General features: G+C 64.7%; 23 protein-coding genes. 10 read left to right on the forward strand and 13 right to left on the reverse strand.

Annotated features, from left to right (window positions below):
* Nucleotides 1-56: 56 nt before the first annotated feature.
* Genes aroQ through NR187_RS20425 form a run of 4 tightly spaced genes read right to left on the reverse strand, consistent with a single transcriptional unit; the run spans nucleotide 57 to nucleotide 3,376 of the window.
* A complete protein-coding gene (gene aroQ / locus NR187_RS20410; RefSeq protein ID WP_211381051.1) occupies nucleotides 57-488 on the reverse strand; it encodes a type II 3-dehydroquinate dehydratase in 432 nt (143 codons plus the stop codon).
* 14 nt (nucleotides 489-502) lie between these two features.
* Nucleotides 503-1,783 carry a TRAP transporter large permease gene (locus tag NR187_RS20415; protein ID WP_256807371.1) on the reverse strand — a complete coding sequence of 427 codons (1,281 nt, stop codon included), beginning with the start codon at nucleotides 1,781-1,783 and terminating at the stop codon, nucleotides 503-505.
* Entirely contained in the window at nucleotides 1,780-2,328 is a 549-nt protein-coding gene (locus NR187_RS20420; protein ID WP_211381049.1) for a TRAP transporter small permease, read from the reverse strand. The genes NR187_RS20415 and NR187_RS20420 overlap by 4 nt, the downstream gene beginning before the upstream one ends.
* 19 nt (nucleotides 2,329-2,347) lie before the next feature.
* Nucleotides 2,348-3,376 (reverse strand): TRAP transporter substrate-binding protein, encoded by a 1,029-nt coding sequence (locus tag NR187_RS20425; protein WP_256807372.1) that lies wholly within the window; start codon nucleotides 3,374-3,376, stop codon nucleotides 2,348-2,350.
* 159 nt (nucleotides 3,377-3,535) lie between these two features.
* Here NR187_RS20425 and NR187_RS20430 point away from each other — a divergent pair, with 159 nt between their 5' ends.
* From NR187_RS20430 to NR187_RS20440, 3 genes are all read left to right on the forward strand, one after another.
* Nucleotides 3,536-4,258, forward strand: a complete 723-nt coding sequence (locus NR187_RS20430; protein WP_256807373.1) for a GntR family transcriptional regulator — start codon at nucleotides 3,536-3,538, stop codon at nucleotides 4,256-4,258.
* Nucleotides 4,259-4,460: 202 nt separating this feature from the next.
* Nucleotides 4,461-5,690, forward strand: coding sequence for a 5-aminolevulinate synthase (gene hemA / locus NR187_RS20435; RefSeq protein ID WP_256807374.1), 1,230 nt, complete (start codon nucleotides 4,461-4,463; stop codon nucleotides 5,688-5,690).
* Between the two features lie 157 nt (nucleotides 5,691-5,847).
* Nucleotides 5,848-9,357 (forward strand): PAS domain-containing hybrid sensor histidine kinase/response regulator, encoded by a 3,510-nt coding sequence (locus NR187_RS20440; RefSeq protein ID WP_211381045.1) that lies wholly within the window; start codon nucleotides 5,848-5,850, stop codon nucleotides 9,355-9,357.
* 10 nt (nucleotides 9,358-9,367) lie between these two features.
* On the opposite strand, the gene NR187_RS20445 is transcribed toward NR187_RS20440, so the two are convergent.
* The 3 genes from NR187_RS20445 to NR187_RS20455 form a co-directional block, all read right to left on the reverse strand.
* Nucleotides 9,368-9,868, reverse strand: coding sequence for a cytochrome P460 family protein (locus NR187_RS20445; protein WP_211382368.1), 501 nt, complete (start codon nucleotides 9,866-9,868; stop codon nucleotides 9,368-9,370).
* Between the two features lie 117 nt (nucleotides 9,869-9,985).
* Nucleotides 9,986-11,017 carry an alpha/beta fold hydrolase gene (locus NR187_RS20450; protein WP_211381044.1) on the reverse strand — a complete coding sequence of 344 codons (1,032 nt, stop codon included), beginning with the start codon at nucleotides 11,015-11,017 and terminating at the stop codon, nucleotides 9,986-9,988.
* A gap of 33 nt (nucleotides 11,018-11,050) precedes the next feature.
* Complete coding sequence (locus NR187_RS20455) at nucleotides 11,051-11,470, reverse strand: organic hydroperoxide resistance protein (RefSeq protein WP_256807375.1); 420 nt, start codon at nucleotides 11,468-11,470, stop codon at nucleotides 11,051-11,053.
* Between the two features lie 198 nt (nucleotides 11,471-11,668).
* Between NR187_RS20455 and NR187_RS20460 the strand changes: the two genes are divergently transcribed.
* Complete coding sequence (locus tag NR187_RS20460; protein ID WP_256807376.1) at nucleotides 11,669-12,265, forward strand: winged helix-turn-helix domain-containing protein; 597 nt, start codon at nucleotides 11,669-11,671, stop codon at nucleotides 12,263-12,265.
* Here NR187_RS20460 and NR187_RS34990 read toward each other — a convergent pair.
* The gene (locus NR187_RS34990; RefSeq protein WP_349643079.1) at nucleotides 12,259-12,636 is read right to left on the reverse strand and encodes a VOC family protein; all 378 of its coding nucleotides are present in this window, start codon (nucleotides 12,634-12,636) and stop codon (nucleotides 12,259-12,261) included. The genes NR187_RS20460 and NR187_RS34990 overlap by 7 nt on opposite strands.
* 194 nt (nucleotides 12,637-12,830) lie before the next feature.
* Nucleotides 12,831-13,502 carry a response regulator transcription factor gene (locus NR187_RS20465; RefSeq protein WP_211381042.1) on the reverse strand — a complete coding sequence of 224 codons (672 nt, stop codon included), beginning with the start codon at nucleotides 13,500-13,502 and terminating at the stop codon, nucleotides 12,831-12,833.
* A 341-nt stretch (nucleotides 13,503-13,843) separates the two neighbouring features.
* On the opposite strand from NR187_RS20465, the gene NR187_RS20470 reads away from it, so the two are divergent.
* Nucleotides 13,844-15,469 carry an MFS transporter gene (locus NR187_RS20470; protein WP_211382367.1) on the forward strand — a complete coding sequence of 542 codons (1,626 nt, stop codon included), beginning with the start codon at nucleotides 13,844-13,846 and terminating at the stop codon, nucleotides 15,467-15,469.
* 128 nt (nucleotides 15,470-15,597) lie between these two features.
* On the opposite strand, the gene NR187_RS20475 is transcribed toward NR187_RS20470, so the two are convergent.
* Complete coding sequence (locus tag NR187_RS20475; RefSeq protein ID WP_211381041.1) at nucleotides 15,598-16,071, reverse strand: secondary thiamine-phosphate synthase enzyme YjbQ; 474 nt, start codon at nucleotides 16,069-16,071, stop codon at nucleotides 15,598-15,600.
* An 8-nt stretch (nucleotides 16,072-16,079) separates the two neighbouring features.
* Entirely contained in the window at nucleotides 16,080-16,601 is a 522-nt protein-coding gene (locus NR187_RS20480) for a hypothetical protein (protein WP_211381040.1), read from the reverse strand.
* A gap of 360 nt (nucleotides 16,602-16,961) precedes the next feature.
* Here NR187_RS20480 and NR187_RS20485 point away from each other — a divergent pair, with 360 nt between their 5' ends.
* The 5 genes from NR187_RS20485 to NR187_RS20505 all read left to right on the forward strand — a co-directional run bounded on the left by NR187_RS20485 (nucleotide 16,962) and on the right by NR187_RS20505 (nucleotide 19,597).
* Complete coding sequence (locus NR187_RS20485; protein WP_211381038.1) at nucleotides 16,962-17,336, forward strand: AtpZ/AtpI family protein; 375 nt, start codon at nucleotides 16,962-16,964, stop codon at nucleotides 17,334-17,336.
* A gap of 110 nt (nucleotides 17,337-17,446) precedes the next feature.
* Complete coding sequence (locus tag NR187_RS20490) at nucleotides 17,447-18,196, forward strand: F0F1 ATP synthase subunit A (RefSeq protein ID WP_211381037.1); 750 nt, start codon at nucleotides 17,447-17,449, stop codon at nucleotides 18,194-18,196.
* A gap of 53 nt (nucleotides 18,197-18,249) precedes the next feature.
* Entirely contained in the window at nucleotides 18,250-18,480 is a 231-nt protein-coding gene (locus NR187_RS20495) for a F0F1 ATP synthase subunit C (protein ID WP_007599451.1), read from the forward strand.
* A gap of 62 nt (nucleotides 18,481-18,542) precedes the next feature.
* A complete protein-coding gene (locus NR187_RS20500; RefSeq protein WP_256807377.1) occupies nucleotides 18,543-19,106 on the forward strand; it encodes a F0F1 ATP synthase subunit B' in 564 nt (187 codons plus the stop codon).
* 5 nt (nucleotides 19,107-19,111) lie between these two features.
* Nucleotides 19,112-19,597 (forward strand): ATP F0F1 synthase subunit B, encoded by a 486-nt coding sequence (locus tag NR187_RS20505; RefSeq protein ID WP_211381035.1) that lies wholly within the window; start codon nucleotides 19,112-19,114, stop codon nucleotides 19,595-19,597.
* A 95-nt stretch (nucleotides 19,598-19,692) separates the two neighbouring features.
* Here the strand turns inward: NR187_RS20505 and NR187_RS20510 are convergent, their stop codons facing one another.
* Nucleotides 19,693-20,346 carry a hypothetical protein gene (locus NR187_RS20510; RefSeq protein WP_256807394.1) on the reverse strand — a complete coding sequence of 218 codons (654 nt, stop codon included), beginning with the start codon at nucleotides 20,344-20,346 and terminating at the stop codon, nucleotides 19,693-19,695.
* Between the two features lie 128 nt (nucleotides 20,347-20,474).
* Complete coding sequence (locus NR187_RS20515; protein ID WP_256807378.1) at nucleotides 20,475-21,062, reverse strand: GNAT family N-acetyltransferase; 588 nt, start codon at nucleotides 21,060-21,062, stop codon at nucleotides 20,475-20,477.
* Nucleotides 21,063-21,072 lie beyond the last annotated feature (10 nt).

Here is a 21,072-nt window from a genome sequence, read left to right on the forward strand (position 1 = left end):
TGCTCCCTCGCCCCGTTCTCATGGGCGAAGGATCATACCGTCCCGACGGCACCGGCTCACTTCATGTTCGCAATCGCGTGCAGCGCCGCGATGTAGCCGAACGGCCCCAACCCGCAGATCACGCCGGTCGCCACGAACGAGATCCTGGAGTGGCGATGATATTCGTCGCGGGCGTGGATGTTGGAGATGTGGACCTCCAGCACGGGCCCTTCGAATATCTTGATCGCGTCCATGATCGCGACCGAGGTGAAGGAGAAGCCGGCCGGATTGATGATGACGGCATCGGCATCCTGCCGCGCCGACTGGATCAGGTCGACCAGCACGCCCTCATGGTTGGACTGGTGGAAGGCGAGCCTGAGCCCGAGCTTGGCGGCAGCTTCCTCGCAGCTGGCATTGACCTCCGCGAGCGTCGTCGTGCCGTAGATGTGCGGCTCGCGGATACCGAGCATGTTGAGGTTGGGACCGTTGAGGATCATCACGCGCTTCATGGACGGGTCCTTTGTTATCCACCGAACCACTTTGCCGGGCCGGTGACGAGAACGGGAAACAGCGTCAGCAAGGCTAGCACGACCAGCTGCGCGATCATGAAGGGCCAGACGCCGCGGATCAAATCGTCCATCGAGACGCGGGAGACGCCGGCGACGACGTTGAGCACCACGCCGACCGGCGGCGTGATCAGGCCGATGGCGTTGTTGATGATGAAGAGCACGCCGAAATAGACTGGATCGATGCCGGCCTGCTTGACGATGGGCATCAGGATCGGCGTCAGGATCAGGATCGTCGGCGTCATGTCGAGCGCGGTGCCGACGATCACGACAATGACCATAAGGGCCATGGTGAGGAGCGTCTTGTTGCCAGCAAACGGCTGTGTCAGCGCCACGATCTGGTCGGAGATCTCGGCGACCGTGATCAGCCAGGACGAGACCAGGGCGGCGGCAACCAGGAACATCACGACCGCCGTGGTCTTGGCGGTCGAGACCAGCAGCGCCGGCAATTGCGACGGCTTCAGCTCGCGATAGACTCCCATGGCGACCACCAGCGAATAAACGGCGACGACCACGGCGGCTTCGGTCGGCGTGAAGATGCCGAAGCGCAGGCCGAAGATGATGATCATCGGCAGCATCAGGGCCCAGAAGCCGTCGATCAGCGCGCGCCAGATCTCGGCGACGCTCTTGCGCGGCAGCCGCGCCGGGTTCTCCTTGCGCACCACCCACCACCAGGCAAAGCACAGGCCGACGCCGAGCAGGAGGCCCGGCACGATGCCTGCCAGGAATAGCTTCGAGATCGAGACATTGGCGGCGACACCGAAGATGACGAAGCCGATCGACGGCGGGATCACCGGGGCGATGATTCCGCCGGCCGCAACGAGACCGGCCGCGCTGGCGCGGTTGTGGCCGGCGGCGGCCATCATCGGCACCAGCAGCGCACCGAGCGCTGCGGCGTCCGCGACCGCGGAGCCCGACAGCGAGGCCAGGATGCAGGACGTCAGGATCGCGACATAGCCGAGGCCGCCGCGGAAATGCCCGACCAAGGCGATGGCGAAGTTGAGGATGCGGCGTGCGAGGCCACCGGTGTTCATCACCTCGCCGGCGAGGATGAAGAACGGCACCGCCATCAGCGGAAAGGAATCGACGCCGTTGATGACGTTCTGCGCGATGATCTGGGAGTCGAACATCGCAAGATAGGTCATCAGCGCGATGCCGCAGACGATCAGCGCGAACGCGATCGGCATGCCGATCGCCATGGCGCCCAGCAGCGAGAAGGTGAAGACGGCGACGGTCATCCCTGGAGCTTCCCGCCGGCGGCGTCAGGAGAATGCGGGAGCTCCTCGGATTCGCTGATGGCGATGAGATCGACATCGGCGATCTGCCCGGTCATGAGCCGGATGAGCTCGTAGACGATGATCACGCAGGAGGCGGCGCCGAACACGATGCCGGCGGCATAGAACAGTCCGACGGAGAGGCCCGAAGCCGGGGCCACCGTGTCCCAGTTCAGCACCGTCTGCTTCCACGATCCCTCCGTCAGCAGCACCGAGGCGTAGAGCATCAGGGCGTGGCTGAGGCCGTAGCAGGCTTTGCGCCCGAGCGGCGGCAGCACCTTGACGAGGGTGTCGACGCCGAGATGGGCGTGCTCCTTCATGCCGACGATCGCGCCCAGAAACACCATCCAGACGAACAGCCAGCGCGACAGCTCCTCCGAGATGGCGATGCCGGAGTTGAAGCCGTAGCGCAGCACCACGTTGCCGAACACCAGCACCACCATGGCGGCAAGCAGCACGGCGATGACTGCGCGCAACAGCCAGAAACAGGCATCGACGATCGTTTTCATGGCGTCGGGCTCGCCGCGCTCAGGGTTTGAGCGCATGCACGCGGTCGAGCTCGCCGTTGAACAGCTTGACGAGCGCGGGGTCGTAATCGGCGGAGAATTTTTCCGCGATCGGCTTTGTCTTCACGCGCATGCGATCAAGCTCGGCCGGCGCGACCTCGTTGATCTCCATGCCCTTGGCCTTGAGCTCGTCGATCGCGGCCCTGGCCTGCTCGCGGCTGATCTTGCGCTGATAGTCGCGCGCCTCGATTGCGGCATCCTGCAGGATCTTCTGCTCGTCGGGCGAAAGCTGGTCCCAGAACTTCTTGCTGACCAGGATGATGTTGGTCGAATAGGTGTGGTTGGTGACGCTGAGATATTTCTGCACCTCGAAGAACTTGTTCGACAGGATCACCGAGAACGGATTCTCCTGGCCGTCGACGGTGCGGGTCTCCAGCGCGCTGTAGAGCTCGGAAAAGCTCATCGGCACCGGATTGGCGTTGAAGGCCTTGAAGGTCTCCAGATAAACCGGGTTCGGGATCACGCGGATCTTGATGCCGTCGAGGTCCTCGCCTTTGGTGATCGGACGACGGCTGTTGGTGACGTTGCGGAAGCCGAGATCCCAATAGGCGAGGCCGACGAGCCCTTTCTCCGGCAGTTTTGCCAGCAGCGCCGCGCCGAGCGGACCGTCGAGCAAGGCGTCGGCCTGCTGCGGCGTCGACACGATGAAGGGGAAGTCGATCAGACCATAATCCTTGACGATGCCGACCAGCGACGTCGTCGCCGGCGACTGCATCTCCTGGGTGCCGGCGCGCAGCGCCGATTGCTGCTGCATCTCGCTGCCGAGCTGATTGGCCGGATATTCGCGCACCTTGATCTTGCCGCCGCTCTTGGCCGCGACGAGTTCGACGAACTTCTGCACGCCCTTGCTGACGGGATGGTCGGTGTTGTTGAGGTGCCCCCAGCGGATGGTGCGCTCCTGGATGGCCTGCGCCGAGGCGGGCCCGATCGCGCACAAGGCGACCGCTCCGATCGCCGCCATCACAGCCAGACCCTTGAATCGAACGGGCATCGCCCCCTCCCCCTGTTGATCTCATTCTTAGGGGTGGGACGATCTTATAGGACGTATTATAAATCAACTGATATTTTATGCTTCATCCGATATTATTAGAAACACTTGATAAAGATGGGAAATTTGTCAAAACGCACGCCCGAAGCGCTAGGATGAGGCATGGACACCCTTCCCGACACGACCGCCGAGACGGTGGGCGACAGCGCCTACCGCCGCATCCGCACCGACCTGATCTTCGGCAAGCTGGCGCCGGGCCAGAAGCTGAAGCTCGAGCGGATCAGCGCCGCCTACGGCACCAGCATCTCGACGCTGCGCGAGACGCTGAACCGGCTGTGCTCGGAAGGTTTCGTCGTCGCCGAAGGGCAGCGCGGCTTCGAGGTCGCGCCGATCTCGGCGACCGAATTCCAGGAGATCGCGGAGCTGCGCGAGCTGCTCGAAGGCCACATGATCGAGAAGTCGTTTGCCGCCGGCGATCTCGACTGGGAGGCGCGCATCGTCTCGGCGCATCACAAGCTCGCGGCGATGGAACGGATGCTGTTGTCGGGCGAACGGTCCGACGCCGAGAGCTGGAAACAGTGCGATTTCCAGTTTCACCGCGCACTCGTCGCCGCCTGCGGCTCCAAGGTGCTGCTCGATGCGCATGCTGCGGTCTATGATCGCTATCTGCGCTACCAGATGATCGCGGTCGTCTTCCGCGGCGAGATGGCGGCTGCCGAGCACCGCGACCTCAAGGAGCTGGCGCTGAAGCGCGACGCCAAGGGCGCAAACAAGGTGCTGCACACCCACATCCACGATTGCGTGGCGCACGCGCTGCGCAATTCGGATTGGTTAAAGCCGGTGGCCGCGGCCAAAGAGCCGCGCAAGAAGGCGAAGACCGGCTAGACCAGCGCTTCACCGGCCTGCCGCATAGCAACATACAAATAGCCGTGAGCGCCTTGATCGGAATCAAATCGCCCTTTGGCCGATAGGGCATTTTGCCCAAATGCCCCACAGCGCCAAGTGTGGGATAGCGCATAGACATTAGAGCTGGAAAAGCTCTAAGAAGATGCCGCCCCTTGGTCAGGTTCCGTTGCAGGTTTCGCCGATGGATTACGCCCAGTTCTTCAATTCCGCCCTCGATCGTCTCCACACCGAGCGGCGCTACCGGGTGTTCGCCGATCTCGAACGCATCGCCGGCCGGTTCCCGCATGCGCTCTGGCACTCGCCCAAGGGCAAGCGCGACGTCGTGATCTGGTGCTCCAACGATTACCTCGGCATGGGCCAGCACCCGAAGGTGGTCGGCGCCATGGTCGAGACCGCGACGCGCGTCGGCACCGGCGCCGGCGGCACTCGCAACATCGCCGGCACGCATCATCCGCTGGTGCAGCTCGAGGCCGAGCTCGCCGATCTCCACGGCAAGGAAGCCTCGCTGCTCTTCACGTCCGGCTACGTCTCGAACCAGACCGGCATCGCGACCATCGCAAAGCTGATCCCGAACTGCCTGATCCTGTCGGACGAGCTCAACCACAATTCCATGATCGAGGGCATCCGCCAGTCCGGCTGCGAGCGCGTCGTATTCCGCCACAACGATCTCGCCGATCTCGAGGAGAAGTTGAAGGCCGCCGGCCCGAGCCGGCCGAAGCTGATCGCCTGCGAGAGCCTTTATTCCATGGACGGCGACGTCGCCCCGCTCGCGAAGATCTGCGACCTCGCCGAGAAGTATGGTGCGATGACCTATGTCGACGAGGTCCATGCGGTCGGCATGTACGGCCCGCGCGGCGGCGGCATCGCCGAGCGCGACGGCGTGATGCACCGCATCGACATTCTCGAAGGCACGCTGGCGAAAGCATTCGGCTGCCTCGGCGGCTACATCGCCGCCAACGGCCAGATCATCGACGCCGTGCGCTCCTACGCGCCGGGCTTCATCTTCACCACCGCGCTGCCGCCGGCGATCTGCTCGGCCGCGACCGCCGCGATCAAGCATCTGAAGACCTCGAACTGGGAGCGCGAGCGCCACCAGGACCGCGCGGCCCGGGTCAAGGCGATCCTCAACGCCGCCGGCCTGCCGGTGATGTCGAGCGACACCCACATCGTCCCGCTGTTCATCGGCGATGCCGAGAAGTGCAAGCAGGCCTCCGACCTGCTGCTCGAGCAGCACGGCATCTACATCCAGCCGATCAACTATCCGACTGTCGCCAAGGGCAGCGAACGTCTGCGCATCACGCCCTCGCCCTACCACGACGACGGCCTGATCGATCAGCTCGCCGAAGCGCTGCTGCAGGTGTGGGACTGCCTCGGCCTGCCGCTCCGCGAGAAGTCGATGGCGGCGGAGTAGCTCTGGGTCGTCCCGGCGTTGGGGTTTTCACCTTAACGACAACCCCAGTTCCTGCCCCGACGGGGCATTTCGCTGTCGCCTCCACCCGCCCAACGCGCTAGATTTGCAGGGAAAATGAGAGCGGGCGCGTTTGCGCCCTGGGAGAAGCACGCTCGCCATGCTGCACGACTGGGGCGTGATCGCCGCCGCTTTCGGCTATATCGGCTTCCTGTTCCTGGTGGCGAGCCATGGCGACCGCCGCTCGCCGGCCGGGCGCGGCCGCGCCCCGGGGCTGATCTATCCGCTGTCGCTGGCGATCTACTGCACCTCCTGGACCTTCTTCGGCTCGGTCGGCTTTGCCACCCGCACTTCGACCGACTTCCTCGCGATCTATGTCGGCCCGATCCTGATGATCGGGCTCGGGGCCGGCGTGCTGCGCCGGGTGATCCAGCTCGCCAAAGCCCACAACATCACCTCGATCGCCGACTTCATCGGCGCGCGCTACGGCAAGAGCCAGGCGGTGGCGGCCACCGTGGCGCTGATCGCGATCATCGGCTCGGTGCCCTACATCGCGCTCCAGCTCAAGGCGGTCGCCTCCTCGCTCGAAACCATCCTGAGCGAGGACCAGGCCTTCTCCCACATCCCGATCCTCGGCGACATGGCGCTGATGGTGACGCTGGCGATGGCGGCCTTCGCCGTGCTGTTCGGCACGCGGCAGACCGACGCCACCGAGCATCAGCACGGCCTGATGCTCGCGGTGGCGACCGAATCCATCATCAAGCTGGTCGCCTTCCTCACCGCCGGCATCTTCGTCACCTTCTGGATGTTCTCGCCGCACGAGCTGATCGAGCGCGCGATGAAGACCCCGGAGGCGGTTCGCGTCATCAACTATTCGCCGTCGATCGGCAACTTCCTGACCATGACGCTCCTGTCGCTTTGCGCGATCATGCTGCTGCCGCGCCAGTTCCACGTCAGCGTGGTGGAGAATTCCTCGGACGCCGAGGTCGGCCGCGCGCGCTGGCTGTTCCCGCTCTATCTCGTCGCCATCAATCTGTTCGTGATTCCGATCGCGCTCGCCGGCCTCGTCAGCTTCCCGTTCGGCGCCGCCGATCCGGACATGTACGTGCTGGCGCTGCCGATGGAGGGCGGCGCGAACCTGCTCAGCGTTGCCGTCTTCGTCGGCGGCCTGTCGGCGGCGACCGCGATGGTGATCGTCGAATGCGTCGCGCTCTCCATCATGGTCTCGAACGACCTCGTGGTGCCGCTGGTGCTGCAACGGCGGCCGGAGGGACGCACCGGCGGCGCCGATTTCAGCGACTTCCTGCTGCGCTCGCGGCGGCTCGCGATCTTCGCCATCATGGTGATGGCCTATTTCTATTACCGTGCCCTCGGCAACACCCAGCTCGCGGCGATCGGCCTGCTCTCCTTTGCCGCCATCGCCCAGCTGGCACCAAGCTTCTTCGGCGGGCTGCTGTGGCGGCGCGCGACCGCGCGCGGCGCCATCGGCGGCATGCTGGTCGGCTTCGTGGTGTGGCTCTACACGCTGTTCGTGCCGAGCTTCATGGATACCTCGACGACGGGCATCCTGCTGCTGCTGCACGGTCCGTTCGGGATCGAGGCGCTGCGGCCGCAGGCGCTGTTCGGCGCCGACCTGCCGCCGCTGATGCACGGCGTCATCTGGTCGCTGTCGCTCAACATCCTGACGTATGTGCTGCTGTCGCTGGCACGCCGGCCGTCCTCCATCGAATTGGTGCAGGCCGATCTGTTCGTGCCCAACACGCTGGCGCCGATCTCGCCGAACTTCCGCCGCTGGCGCACCACCGTCACGGTGCAGGACATCCAGACCACCGTTGCGCAATATCTCGGGCCCGACCGCGCGCGGCATTCGTTCGAGGCGTTCTCCGCGCGGCGCAATGTGCGGCTGGAGCCCGGGGCGCCCGCCGATTTCGAGCTGCTGCAGCACGCCGAGCACCTGATCGCCTCCTCGATCGGCGCGGCTTCCTCGCGACTGGTGATGTCGCTGCTGCTGCGCAAGCGGACCGTGTCGGCCAAGGCCGCGCTGAAACTGCTCGACGATTCCCATGCGGCGCTGCATTTCAACCGCGAGATCCTCCAGACCGCGCTCAACCATGTGCGCCAGGGCATCGCGGTGTTCGATGCCGATCTGCAACTGATCTGCTCCAACCGGCAGTTCGGCGACCTGCTCAACGTTCCCCCGCATTTCATCCAGTTCGGTACGCCGCTCCGTGAAATCCTGGAATTCATGGGTGTGAGCGAGCCGGCCGATCCGCTCCAGCGCGAGGCCATGCTGGAGCAACGGCTCGCGGCTTACACCACCGACAGCGAGCCTTATCTCGAGCGTCTGCCCGACCGCCACATGGTGATCGAGATTTTGACCAACCGCATGCCCGGCGGCGGCTTCGTCATCACCTTCACCGACGTCACGCCCACGTTCGAGGCGGCCGAGGCGCTGGAGCGCGCCAATGCGACGCTGGAAAAGCGGGTGCGCGACCGCACCGAGGAATTGACCCGGTTGAATTCCGAGCTGGCGCTGGCCAAGAGCGCGGCCGAAGACGCCAGCATCTCCAAGACGCGCTTCCTCGCCGCCGCCAGCCACGACATTCTGCAGCCGCTCAACGCGGCGCGACTCTACGTCACCAGCCTGGTCGAGCGCCAGCACAGCGGCGAGGAGACGCGGCTGGTCGAGAACATCGACGAATCGCTCCAGGCGATCGAGGAGATCCTCGGCGCGCTGCTCGACATCTCCAGGCTCGACGCCGGCGCGATGGCGACCTCGATCTCGAGCTTCAAGATGGCCGATCTGATGCGCTCGCTGGAGATCGAGTTCGCGCCGATCGCACGCGCCAAGAACCTGGAGCTGGTCTTCGTGCCGTGCTCGCTGCCGGTCGAGTCGGATCGGCTCCTGCTGCGGCGCCTGCTCCAGAACCTGATCTCCAACGCGATCAAATACACCCCGCGCGGCCGCGTGCTGGTCGGCTGTCGCCGCCGCGGCCCCTCGCTCAAGATCTGCGTGTACGATACCGGCGTCGGCATCCCCCCGGCCAAGCGCAGCGAGATCTTCAAGGAATTCCACCGCCTCGAGCAGGGCGCGCGGATCGCGCGCGGCCTCGGGCTCGGCCTCTCGATCGTCGAACGGCTGGCGCGCGTCCTCGACCACGGCATCGCCATCGACTCCAACGTCGGCGGCGGTTCGGTGTTTTCGGCGACCGTGCCGACGGCGAAGGCGATCACCCACACCGCCGCCGTGACCAGCGCGACGCCGCTGGCGCGCACGCCGATCGCCGGCGCCCTCATTGTCTGCATCGAGAACGACGCGGCGATTCTCGACGGCATGCGCACGCTGCTGAAGGCATGGGACGCCGAGGTGATTGCGGTGGCCGACCCTGAAGGCGCGATCGCCGCGATCGAAACTGCCGGCCGCCGTGTCACCGGCCTGCTGGTCGACTATCACCTCGATCGCGGCAACGGCATCGCCGCGATCCGCGACATCCGCCGCCGCTTCGGCGACGGCATCCCCGCCATCCTGATCACCGCCGACCGCAGCCCCGCCGTGCAAATGGCCGCGCGGGATGAAAAGGTAGCGGTGCTCAACAAGCCGGTGAAGCCGGCTTCGCTCCGCGCCCTGCTCGGCCAGTGGCGCACGCAGCAGATGGTGGCGGCGGAGTGAACCTCCGCACTCAAGGCGCAAGCCTCGTAAACACGTAGTCGCGGCCCTTGGCGCGGGCTTCGTGGCAGGCAAAGCAGGTGCGGTGCTGGGCCTCGTCGACCGGCCTGCCGTTGACGAAACGGCCAAAGCCCCAGCCGCCGGTGGCGGCATATTTCTTCGAATCCTTGACCATCACCTGGACGGTGGTGGCGGCGCCGGGAATCGTCGCGGACGCAAATTCGGGTGACTGCTTCCGCTTCCAGGCGCGCTTGACCAGAATGGTGCCGTCCGGGAACGGAAGTCTTCCGGCCTGATAGGCATCGATCGCGATCTGGTTGCCGACGACGGCGCGCAGCTCGTCCAAGGGGGCCGCCTCCTCGGCCGGCGCGATCAATTCCCACTGCCTGTAGCCTGGCGGGATCGTGACGCCGAAGATCGGCGAAGCCGCGGTGTCCTCCGCAAAAGCGATCGTGACCAGATACGGCACGCAGGTCAGGACTACGACGAGGAGGAGCACCGCCAGCACGATCATCGTCGGATAGGTTGGAAATTTGGTCGTCTCGGATTTCATGGTCTTCGTTTCATCGAGGTGCGGTCGCATGCGAGCGCTCGGTCCGGCCCGTGCCGGACCGAGCTGTCGAACAAATCCTCAAGCGCCGCCGTCGGCGTCGATGACGGCCTTGGCAAAGGCCTGCGGTGCTTCCTGTGGCAGATTATGGCCGATGCCGCCGGTGATCAGGCGATAGTCGTACCGGCCGGAGAACTTCTTCGCATAGGCGCTCGGGTCGGGATGCGGCGCGCCATTGGCATCGCCCTCCATCGTGATGGTCGGCACGTCGATGACGGGAGCTGCCGCGAGCTTCTTTTCGAGGTCCTCGTACTTCGCTTCGCCCTGGGCGAGCCCGAGCCGCCAGCGGTAATTATGGATCGTGATCGCGACATGATCCTTGTTGTCCAGCGCCGCCGCGCTGCGGTCGAAAGTCGCGTCGTCGAACTTCCACTGCGGCGAGGCGAGCTTCCAGATCAGCTTGGCGAAATCATGCGTGTACTTCTCGTAGCCGGCGCGGCCGCGCTCGGTGGCGAAATAGAACTGGTACCACCATTGCAGCTCGGCATGCGGCGGCAGCGGCGCGTTGCCTGCGGCCTGGCTGGAGATCAGATAACCGCTGACCGACACCAGCGCGCGGCAGCGATCGGGCCACAGCGCGGCGATGATGTCCGCGGTGCGCGCGCCCCAGTCAAAACCGGCAACGACCGCCTTCCTGATGTCGAGCTTGTCCATCAGCGCGATGATGTCGGAAGCCATTGCCGCCGGCTCGCCGTTGCGCGGCGTCTCGCCGGACAGGAAATGCGTCGAGCCGTAGCCGCGCAGATAAGGGATGATGACGCGATAACCGGCCTTTGCCAGAATCGGCGCGACGTCGACGAAGGCATGGATGTCGTAAGGCCAGCCGTGCAGCAGGATCGCGACGGGACCGTTCGCAGGACCCGCCTCGGCGTAGCCGACGTTGAGGACGCCGGCATCGATCTGCTTGATCGCGCCAAACGACGCATTCGTTGCCGACGCGCGCGGCGCTTCCGATTCCGCGCGAGCGAGGCCGATCACGCCGAGCCCGGCGGCGACGGTTCCCGCGGCGACGCCGAAAAACCGGCGCCGGTGCTGATTAATGATCCGTTTCATGGTGCTACCTCGTTGATGGTTGGTGGTGGTACGTCAGATCAGCGCGACCGTGACGTCGATGTTGCCGCGGACGGCCTTGGAATAGGGACAAGCCTGGTGCGCCTCACAGACGAGACCGCGCGCGATCTCGCGATCGAGACCGGGAAGGCTGACATCGAGGCGTGCCCTGAGCGAATAAGCGCCGCGGTCGAGCACGAGATCGATCTCGGCATCGATCGCGCATTTCCTGGGAAGCTCGATCCTCCGCTTCCGGGCTGCGATCTCGATCGCGCCTTCGAAGCAGGCCGACCAGCCGGCCGCTAACAATTGCTCGGGATTGGTGCCGATGCCTGCGCCGCCCGGCGGCGACAGCTTGACGTCGAGGCGACCGTCGGAACTGCGCGACATGCCGTCGTGTCGCGCGCCGCTGGTGTGGGTCCTGGCCGTGTAAGGCAATTGTGCCGCTTGCGTCATGGAGGTCTCCTTGCCGTCGCGCAACTGACTAGCAGCGGCTGGCGCAGCACACCCGTTTGGACTTGTGAGAAGTTGTGAGGACCAGGTTTGCGGGGCCTAACGAGGACTGCGTCCGCGGCCTGATGCCGATGCAGCGACGACCTTGCCCGATCGCGATCATCTGGCTATCCGGTCCTGTCAAAGGACCGAGTTTTCGCCATGACCGAGCCGGCCGGCACCGCAACGGGAACATTATCGTCCGGGCCATTCACCGTGACGCCGCATGAAAGGCTCGTGACGCGCGACGGCGTCGCGCTCCAACTCGGCGCAAAAGCCTTCGATACCCTGATCGCGCTGATGTCGCGGCCGAACGAGGTCGTCGGCAAGTGGGATCTGATGGCGCTGGTGTGGCTCGGCCTGACCGTCGAAGACACCAATCTGCGCTTTCACGTCGCAGCGCTTCGCAAGGCGCTCGGCGACGGCAAGGACGGCGCACGCTACATCACCACACTCTCCGGCCGCGGCTATTGCTTCGTGGCGCCCATTTCGCAGGTGGAAATCCCGGCGGAGCGGCGCCCCGTTGCGCAAACGGAATTGCCGCCCGTGAAACTGCCGAACCGGCTGCATCGGATGGTCTGCCGCGACGACGCGATCGCCGCCGTCTCGGACAGGCTGATCACCTCGCGGTTCGTCACGATCACCGGCCCCGGCGGCGTCGGCAAAACCGCGGTCGCCGTGGCGATCGCGCGGGGCTCGGCTCAATCCATCCGCTTATCGTCCAACTTCGGGATTGGGCCACTGCGGACGAATTATTGAGCTGCGGCGCGGAGACGGGTTGGCCACCCGACACGGACCAATGTTTCATCTGGATCCGACATGGCAAATTCGTACATCCCCCACGGCTTGTCTTCGGGTGATTGCCGAAATTCGCGCGCCGCAGCGTCAACACTCTCAAGGTAGAGATAAAGCCCGAAAGGATTTCTGCCCGGTATTAGCCATCCCTCGACTGCGTCCGTCAAATGCAGATATCCGCCTTTTGAGTTCGACAGCATGCGATATGTGTCGGGTTCTCCCGGAGCAGGCCTTTGGCTCTCCGGGCGCGTGAAGCCCAATCGATTGTAGAACCGCTCCGACGCATCAAGGTCATTACACGGGAGGATCGCGATCAAAGATCCGGAAGGGCCCATTCATGCACTCCGACTCAATGCAACAGGTCTCGTCCGCTCTTCTCAAGGTCCGAAATTTGTCACCTTTAAGGTTGAAGTTCGCATTGGGACAGCCAGATGATCGCTCCGAGCGAAACTGTTCATATTTCGAACGAGCGAAATCATTCCGCTCTGCCCTCGGCATCGGAGATCCGCAACTTTGGAAGGTGAACGCCCTACCCCGTCGGGGTGCCCTGCTTCCATTGACCGCCCGCGATCTTCGCGGCGGCGATCACCGCCTGTGTACGGCTCTCGACGCCGAGCTTCTGCAGGATGGCCGAGACATGCGCCTTGATGGTGGCCTCGGAGACGCCGAGCTCATAGGCGATCTGCTTGTTGAGCAGCCCCTCCGACAGCATCATCAGGACCCGGACCTGCTGCGGCGTCAGCGTCACCAGGCGGTCGCGCAGCTTTGTCATGTCCGGGTCGGCGGCGGCCGACAGGTCGGTGTCGGCGGGAACCCAGACGTCGCCCTCCATCACCTTGAGGATGGCGTCGCGCAGCGTCTCGACGCCGAAACGCTTCGGAATGAAGCCCGAAGCCCCGAAATCGAGCGAGCGACGGATCGTGGCGCTGTCGTCGGAGGCCGAGACGATCACCACCGGGATCGCCGGATATTGTGCGCGCAGATAGATCAGGCCGGAAAAGCCGGAGATCCCGGGCATCGAGAGGTCGAGCAGGATCAGGTCGACGTCGGAGGTCTGTTCCAAAAGCCCGGTCAGATCCTCGAACGATCCGGCCTCGTCGATCCTGGCCGAGGTCAGGACTCCCGCCACCGCCTGCCGCAGCGCGTCGCGGAACAGAGGATGGTCATCGGCAATGACGAGATGTGTGGAAGGAGCGCTCATCGTTCTCTTGCTGTCGTTCGCGCCGGGCGGCGAGTCAACGCTGGGGGCAGCTCAATTCTTCCCTGAGCGGCCGTGGCATGCAAGTGCACATTATCCCTTTGCTGCAAAGGGGTTAATCCCGAGCCATCGCGCATCAGACCGGCCCCCGATACCGCACGTTCAGCTGCGCGTCAGTGCGAAAGGCCGAAAGTCGTATTGGGGCGGGTTTCACGGCAATGTTACCTTGCGGGCAAGACCTGGGTTGATCTGGCATGGCCGGACATCCGGGGCGCGAGGAAACGATTTTCGGGGAGCGACTCAACATGTCGACAATGGCTGTATCTCAAGCCCGCGCCGGAGGGATGACGAAGGACGAACGATTCGTCATTCTCGCCTCCTCGCTTGGTACCGTCTTCGAGTGGTATGATTTCTACCTCTACGGTTCGCTGGCCGGCATCATCGGCGCGCAGTTCTTCTCGGCCTACCCGCCGGCCACCCGCGACATCTTCGCGCTGCTGGCGTTCGCCGCGGGCTTCCTGGTGCGTCCGTTCGGCGCGATCGTGTTCGGCCGCGTCGGCGACATCGTCGGCCGCAAATACACCTTCCTCGTCACCATCCTGATCATGGGTCTGTCGACCTTCATCGTCGGCCTGCTGCCCAACGCGGCAACGATCGGCATCGCGGCCCCGATCATCCTGATCGCGTTGCGCCTTGCCCAGGGCCTGGCGCTCGGCGGTGAATATGGCGGGGCGGCGACCTACGTCGCGGAGCACGCGCCGAACGGCAAGCGCGGCTACTACACTTCCTTCATCCAGACCACCGCGACGCTCGGCCTGTTCCTGTCGCTGCTGGTGATCCTGTTCACGCGCTCCGCCCTCGGCGAGCCCGAATTCGCCGCCTGGGGCTGGCGCATTCCGTTCCTGGTCTCGGTGCTGCTGCTCGGCGTCTCGGTCTGGATCCGGCTGCGGCTGAATGAATCGCCGATCTTCCAGAAGATGAAGGACGAGGGCAAGAGCTCGAAGGCCCCGCTGACGGAAGCTTTCGGCAACTGGCAGAACGGCAAGCTCGTGCTGCTCGCGCTGCTCGGCGGCGTGATGGGCCAGGGCGTGGTCTGGTACACCGGCCAGTTCTATGCGCTGTTCTTCCTGCAATCGATCCTGAAGGTCGACGGCTACACCGCCAACCTCCTGATCGCCTGGTCGCTGCTGTTCGGCACCGGCTTCTTCATCGTGTTCGGCATGCTCTCCGACAAGATCGGCCGCAAGCCGATCATCCTCGGCGGCTGCCTGATCGCGGCGCTGACCTTCTTCCCGATCTTCAAGATGATCACCACCAACGCCAACCCGGCGCTGGAAAAGGCCATCGAGCAGACCAAGGTCGAGGTGGTGGCCGATCCCAAAGGCTGCGGCGACCTGTTCAATCCGGTCGGCACCCGCGTCTTCTCTGCACCTTGCGATACCGCACGTGCCTATCTGTCCCAGTCGTCGGTCAAGTACTCAACCACGCCTGGCCCGGCAGGCTCCGGCGTGAAGGTGATGGTCAACGGCAAGGAAATTGCCTACGCCAACGCCAAGGACGGTAACGCGGCGGTTCTCGCCGCCGTGCAGGAGGCCGGCTATCCGAAGACGGGCGACGCCGGCATCGTGAAGATGGCGCATCCGTTCGACATCTTCCGTCCGCAGGTCGCGGCGGTCATCGGGCTGCTGTTCATCCTGGTGATCTTCGTCACCATGGTGTACGGCCCGATCGCCGCCATGCTGGTCGAACTGTTCCCGACCCGTATCCGCTACACCTCGATGTCGCTGCCCTACCACATCGGCAACGGCTGGTTCGGTGGCCTCTTGCCTGCGACCGCCTTCGCCATCGTGGCCTCGACCGGCGATATCTATGCAGGCCTCTGGTATCCGGTCATCTTCGCCTCGATTACCGTCGTGATCGGCTTGTTCTTCCTGCCCGAGACCAAGGACGTCGACATCAAGTCGACCTGATCGACAGCACCGATCGACAACACGAACCGGCCGCGGTCTTTCGCGGCCGGTTTTGTTTTGAGCTCCGGATTCTTTGTTTTGACGCGTTTTCTTCACGCGAACCGGTATCCACTTCGCTCGAAAACGCTCTACTGATTGCTGCCGATGAATTGGAGCACGACCTCGCGCCGGTGCGGACGCTTGCGGTGCTCGATCAGATAGATCGCCTGCCAGGTGCCGAGCGCGAGCTTGCCGTTCAGGACGGGCACCTGCAGCGACGCCCCCGTCAGCATCGTCTTGACATGCGCCGGCATGTCGTCGGGTCCCTCGGTATCATGCGTCCATCCGGCGTTCTCCGGCGCGAGCCGGGACAGCGCCGTGGTGAGGTCGACGAGCACCGAGGGGTCGGCGTTCTCCTGGATCGTCAACGACGCCGAGGTATGGCGGACGAAGAGCGTCAGCGCGCCGTCGCGCGCGCGGGCCTCGGCGACGAATTTCGCGGCTTCAGCGGTGAGATCGGTGAAGCCGCGCCCTGGCGTCTGCACGGTCAGCAGCGACGATGCGATGGTAGTGGCCTGCACTGACGATGGCGCCGAACGTGTGAGGCTTTTCTCAGTTGTCATTCAAACTCTCAAATCCTGCCCGACACGTCCTTCTGCACCCGGTTGGCCATGTCGATCAGCCGGCGCCAGGCCTTTTCCAGGAACGACATCACGCGATCGACGTCCTGGTCGCTCGGCAGCGGAATCTCGATCTTGCGATCGCCCTCCGCAACCTTCGGCTCCGTCTTCTTGAGCGGATCCGATTTGGGCAACGCCTCGTCGATCTTGCCTGATACGGTCGGGCCGGCCGCGAGCTGTCCCTTCAACTTCTCGACTTCGGCCTGGAGCCTGCCGATCTCGGCGTCCAGCGCAGAACGTTCGTCGGGCACCGCGTAGCAGGCCCAGCCGGCGCCGTTCCTGGTACAGGTCGAGACCGTGCCGGTGCGCGTGTCGAGCCGCAGCACGCCCTCGGGGATGGGAGTCATGCTGAAGCGACCGTTTTCGCTGTCGGGGGCCGGTTGCGCGGCACCGAGGCCGCCGCTGATGGTCATTGCCGCGACGAACGCCGCCGCCGCAAGCCATGAAGTTGTGGATGAATTCGCAGGTCTCATCGCGCTCTCCGCCACGACGCGCAGGTGGCATTCCGGCAGATTCTACACCCCGGCGAGACGATCTGCCGCCCAAAACCCCCACCTGACATGAACGATCGCGGCGGCCGCTTTGATCCCGGCAGCAGGGCGAAATGGCGATGGCATTCGCCGATCATGCGGAGAGCTGCTGCGGTGCGGCGTCACGCCGTGTACAGCGCCGCCGTGCACGCCAATATCGTCAAATAAATCAGATACATAATTGAAATCGACACAATCGTGACTTGGCTTGACTTGATTATGGGCCATCAGTATGGTCCGCGCGGCTTTTGAGGGTGGCGGGCGTAATTTCCATTCAGCCGCGTCGTTTCGGGTCTTCGTTGCATGGCACAGGGCACGGGGCACGGCGAGAATGGAGATCGCGATAGATCGTCCGAGGAAGCTGCGCTTTCCGAACGGCTCGGAAATCTTGACCAGCGGTTGTCCGAATTTCGCGGCCGCCACGTCAAGACCGAGCAACCCGCAGGTGACGGCGAAGACAGAGCGGCCAGAGCTTCGGCTATGGCGCTTGGTTTCCGGTTATCCTCCGAGTTGGTCGCCGGTGTCGTTGTCGGAGCGGGGATTGGCTGGGGGTTCGACCGCTTGCTGTCGACGTCGCCTTTCGGATTTATCGTGTTCCTGCTGCTGGGCTTCGTGGCCGGCGTGGTGAATGTGGTGAGAACGGCGGGCGCGGGTCAAAACAGGCGCGGTGGTTCTTAAGCGATCCGCACGGAGAGGAATGATCGTGCCGGCATCGCCGGTACGGGCCGGCCCGGCCGGCAGACCGAGACCCGCCGGCATTGCCCGGCAGACCAAGAGATGCCGCGCTGATGAAAATCGACCCGATCCACCAGTTCAACATCGAGCCTCTCTTCACCCTGGGCCATATCGGCAATCAAACGATCGCCTTCACCAATTCGTCGCTCTACATGCTGGTGGCGGTCGCGATCATCTCGATCCTGATGCTCGCCAGCGGCACGCAGCTGGTTCCCGGGCGCCTGCAGTCGGTCGCCGAGATCTCCTACGAGTTCGTCGCCTCGACCATCCGCTCGACGGCCGGCTCGGAAGGCATGAAGTTCTTCCCGCTGATCTTCTCGCTGTTCATGTTCATCTGCGTCTCGAACCTGGTCGGCATCATCCCCTACACTTTCACGATCTCGAGCCATCTGATCGTGACGGCAGCCCTGGCGCTCCTGGTCTTCTTCACGGTCCTGATCTACGGCGTTGCCAAGAACGGCCTGAAATTCTTCTCGATCTTCGTGCCCCACGGCGTCCCCGGCTACATCCTGCCGCTGGTGATGTTCATCGAGATCCTGTCGTTCTTCCTGCGGCCGGTCTCCCACAGCGTCCGTCTGTTCGCCAACATGCTGGCCGGCCACATCGCGCTGAAGGTGTTCGCGGGCTTCGTGGCCATGCTCGGCTTCTCGCTCGGCGCGCTCGGCTGGGTCGGCGGCGTGCTGCCGCTGGCGCTCACGGTCGCGCTGTACGCTCTCGAGATTCTGGTCGCGTTCCTGCAGGCCTATGTGTTCGCGATCCTGACCTGCATCTACCTCAACGACGCCATTCATCCGGGACACTGAGCAGTCCGGGGAATTTCCACCCAAAACCCAATCTTTCTTCCAAGGAGTCTAAAATGGATCCGGCAGCAGCAAAACTTATCGGCGCGGGCATCGCATGCATCGGCATGGGCGGCGCGGGCGTCGGCGTCGGCGTGATCTTCGGCAACTACCTCGCCGCGGCCGTTCGCAACCCGTCGGCCGCTCAGGGCCAGTTCGGCAACCTGATCTTCGGCTTCGCCGTGACCGAAGCGCTCGGCATTTTCTCGCTGCTGATCGCGCTGCTGCTGCTGTTCGTTCCGCTCTGAGGACGACGTTCTTCGCGCCGCTTCAACCGAAGCGGCGCGCATGACAGCAACAGGAGTACTCCATGGCTGAGAGTCATGGCGGGGCGAAGGGTCCAGCGGCGGGCGCCCATACCGGGGCCGAAGGCGGTCACGGTGGCGGCTTTCCGCCGTTCGAGAGCAGCACCTATGCTTCGCAGCTGGTGTCGCTCGCGATCTTCTTCGTCGTGCTTTATGTGGTCGTGTCCAAGCTCGCTCTGCCGAAGGTCGGCGGGGCGATCGAAGCGCGCCAGAACAAGATCGAGGGTGACCTCAACGAGGCACAGGCGCTGAAGGACCAGTCCGCCGCGGCGCTGAAGGCCTATGAAAGCGAACTCGCTGCGGCGCGTTCGCGGGCGCAGGCGATCGGCAACGAATCCCGCGACAAGGCGAATGCGCAGGCGGAAGCCGAGCGCAAGGCCCTGGAAGAGCAACTGGCGGCCAAGCTCGCCGGGGCGGAGAAGACCATCGCCTCGACCCGCGCCGCCGCCATGAGCAACGTCCGCGGCATCGCGGCCGATGCGGCAGGCCAGATCGTGCAGCAGCTCACCGGCGTCGTTCCCGACGCTGCGTCAGTCAATGCAGCGGTCGATGCGTCGCTGAAAGGTTAGTCGAGATGTTCTTCGATCCTGAAACCTGGGTCGCCATCGCCTTCGTGATCCTGATGGTCGTGTTCGGCTATCTTGGGGTCTTCAAGTCGGCGATGAAAGCGCTCGATCACCGCGCCGACCGCATCAAGGCCGAGCTCGACGACGCGACGCGCCTCAAGCAGGAGGCGGCCAAGGTGCTCGCCGACTACAAGGCGCGCACCGCTTCGGCCGAGCGCGAGGCCGCCGACATCATCGCCAACGCCAGGAGCGAAGCCGAGCGCATCGCGATCGAGGCCAAGGCGAAGGTGGAAGATTTCGTCGCCCGCAGAACCAAGACCGCGGAGAGCAAGATCGCGCTCGCCGAGGCCCAGGCGCTGGCCGATGTCCGCGCCGCAGCCGCGGAGGCCGCCGTCCAGGCCGCCTCCACGATCCTGTCGCAGTCGGTCAGGGGCCAGGTCGCCGACGATCTGCTCGCCAAGGGCATCACCGAGGTCCGGCAGAAGCTGAACTGACGGATTTCGCCTTCACCAATCAAGAAGCCGGCGCGATGAGCGCCGGCTTTTTTGTTTGTCGGGCTTGTTCTCGTGTCCCACACGCGAGACCGACCCTACTTCTTCTTCGCCCGCGCCTTCGGCTCGGGCGAGAGCGCCTGCGGATCGAAGCCGACATAGAAGATGTAGGAATCAGCGTCCTTGGCCGAAGGCATCGGATAGGCCATATCCTCCGCGACGAAGGTGAAGGGCACGCTGCCGCCCTCCGGCATCTCGACCTTGGTCCGGTAGGCCTTGGAGGCGATCACCTTCTCGCCGACACCGCCCTGCACCACGGCGACGCGCAGGGGCACCTCGACGGTCGCAGGCGCGCCGGCGGGGCCGGCGATGACGCGGCCCTGGATGCCGATCCGGGCGGTGATATCGCCGCCATTGCGGGCGCATTCGCGCGCCATCTTGGTGATGGTGGCCTGGAAGCGGATCTCATTGCCGACGGCCGGCTTGCCGGCGACACCGACCGCGTAGGTGGAGGCCCCGGCACGCACCGTGACCTGCGGGCAATCGAGGTCGTCATTGGCCGCCGGCTGGCCGGGCGCAGGCGCCGGCTTGCTCTGGGCCGGCTCGTCGGAGCTGCCGCCGAACAGGCCCTTGAAGCGGTCGGTCAAGGACTGGGCTGCCACCGGCGAGACCGAGGCGAGCGCGACCGACAACGCCAGCACGGCCGCTGCCCGACGCGACGCATTCCGCGAAGACCGAAGCTCATTCACCATCGACACCCGTACTCCATGACAACTATCCGGCCGAGCGCCGGCCGAGCTTGCGCGTTATATCGCCAAAATCGGCGAACCCAAGGCGCAACCGGGTCGCCCCAAAGAGACTTTCACATGAATGGACGGACTCAGCCGCGGAAATCCTCGTGCAGCAGGCCGAACAGCAAATGGTCCTGCCAGACCCCGTTGATGCAGAGATAGCGGCGCGCCAGCCCCTCACGGGAGAATCCGCACTTTTCCAGCACCCGGATCGACGGCGCGTTGGTGGGAATGCAGGCGGCCTCGACCCGGTGCAGATTGAGCTCGCCGAACAGGGTCGGCAGCAGCACCCGCAGCGCGGCCGTCATGTAGCCGCGATGGGCATGGGGCCTTCCGACCCAGTAGCCGATGGTGCCGGCCTGGACGATGCCGCGCCGGACATTGGCGAGCGTGATGCCGCCGACCATGGCGCCGTCGAGCTCGCGGAAGATCAGGAAGGGGTAGGAGCGGTCCCCGGCGATGTCCTCGGAATAGCGGCGCAGGCGGCGGCGGAAACCGGAGCGGGTGAGATCGTCCGACGGCCAGATCGGCTCCCAGGGCGTGAGGTAGTCGCGGCTGGACTCGCGCAAATGCGCCCACTGCAAGAAGTCCGACATCTGCGGCGCGCGCAGCAGCAGCCCGTTGCCGCGCGGCGCGAGGGCGGCGGGTCCACTGGATGGCAGGCGAAAGAGAGCCATGGTGATGCTT

The sequence above is a fragment of the Bradyrhizobium sp. Bra64 genome (assembly GCF_024519875.1).
Lineage (GTDB): Bacteria > Pseudomonadota > Alphaproteobacteria > Rhizobiales > Xanthobacteraceae > Bradyrhizobium > Bradyrhizobium japonicum_G.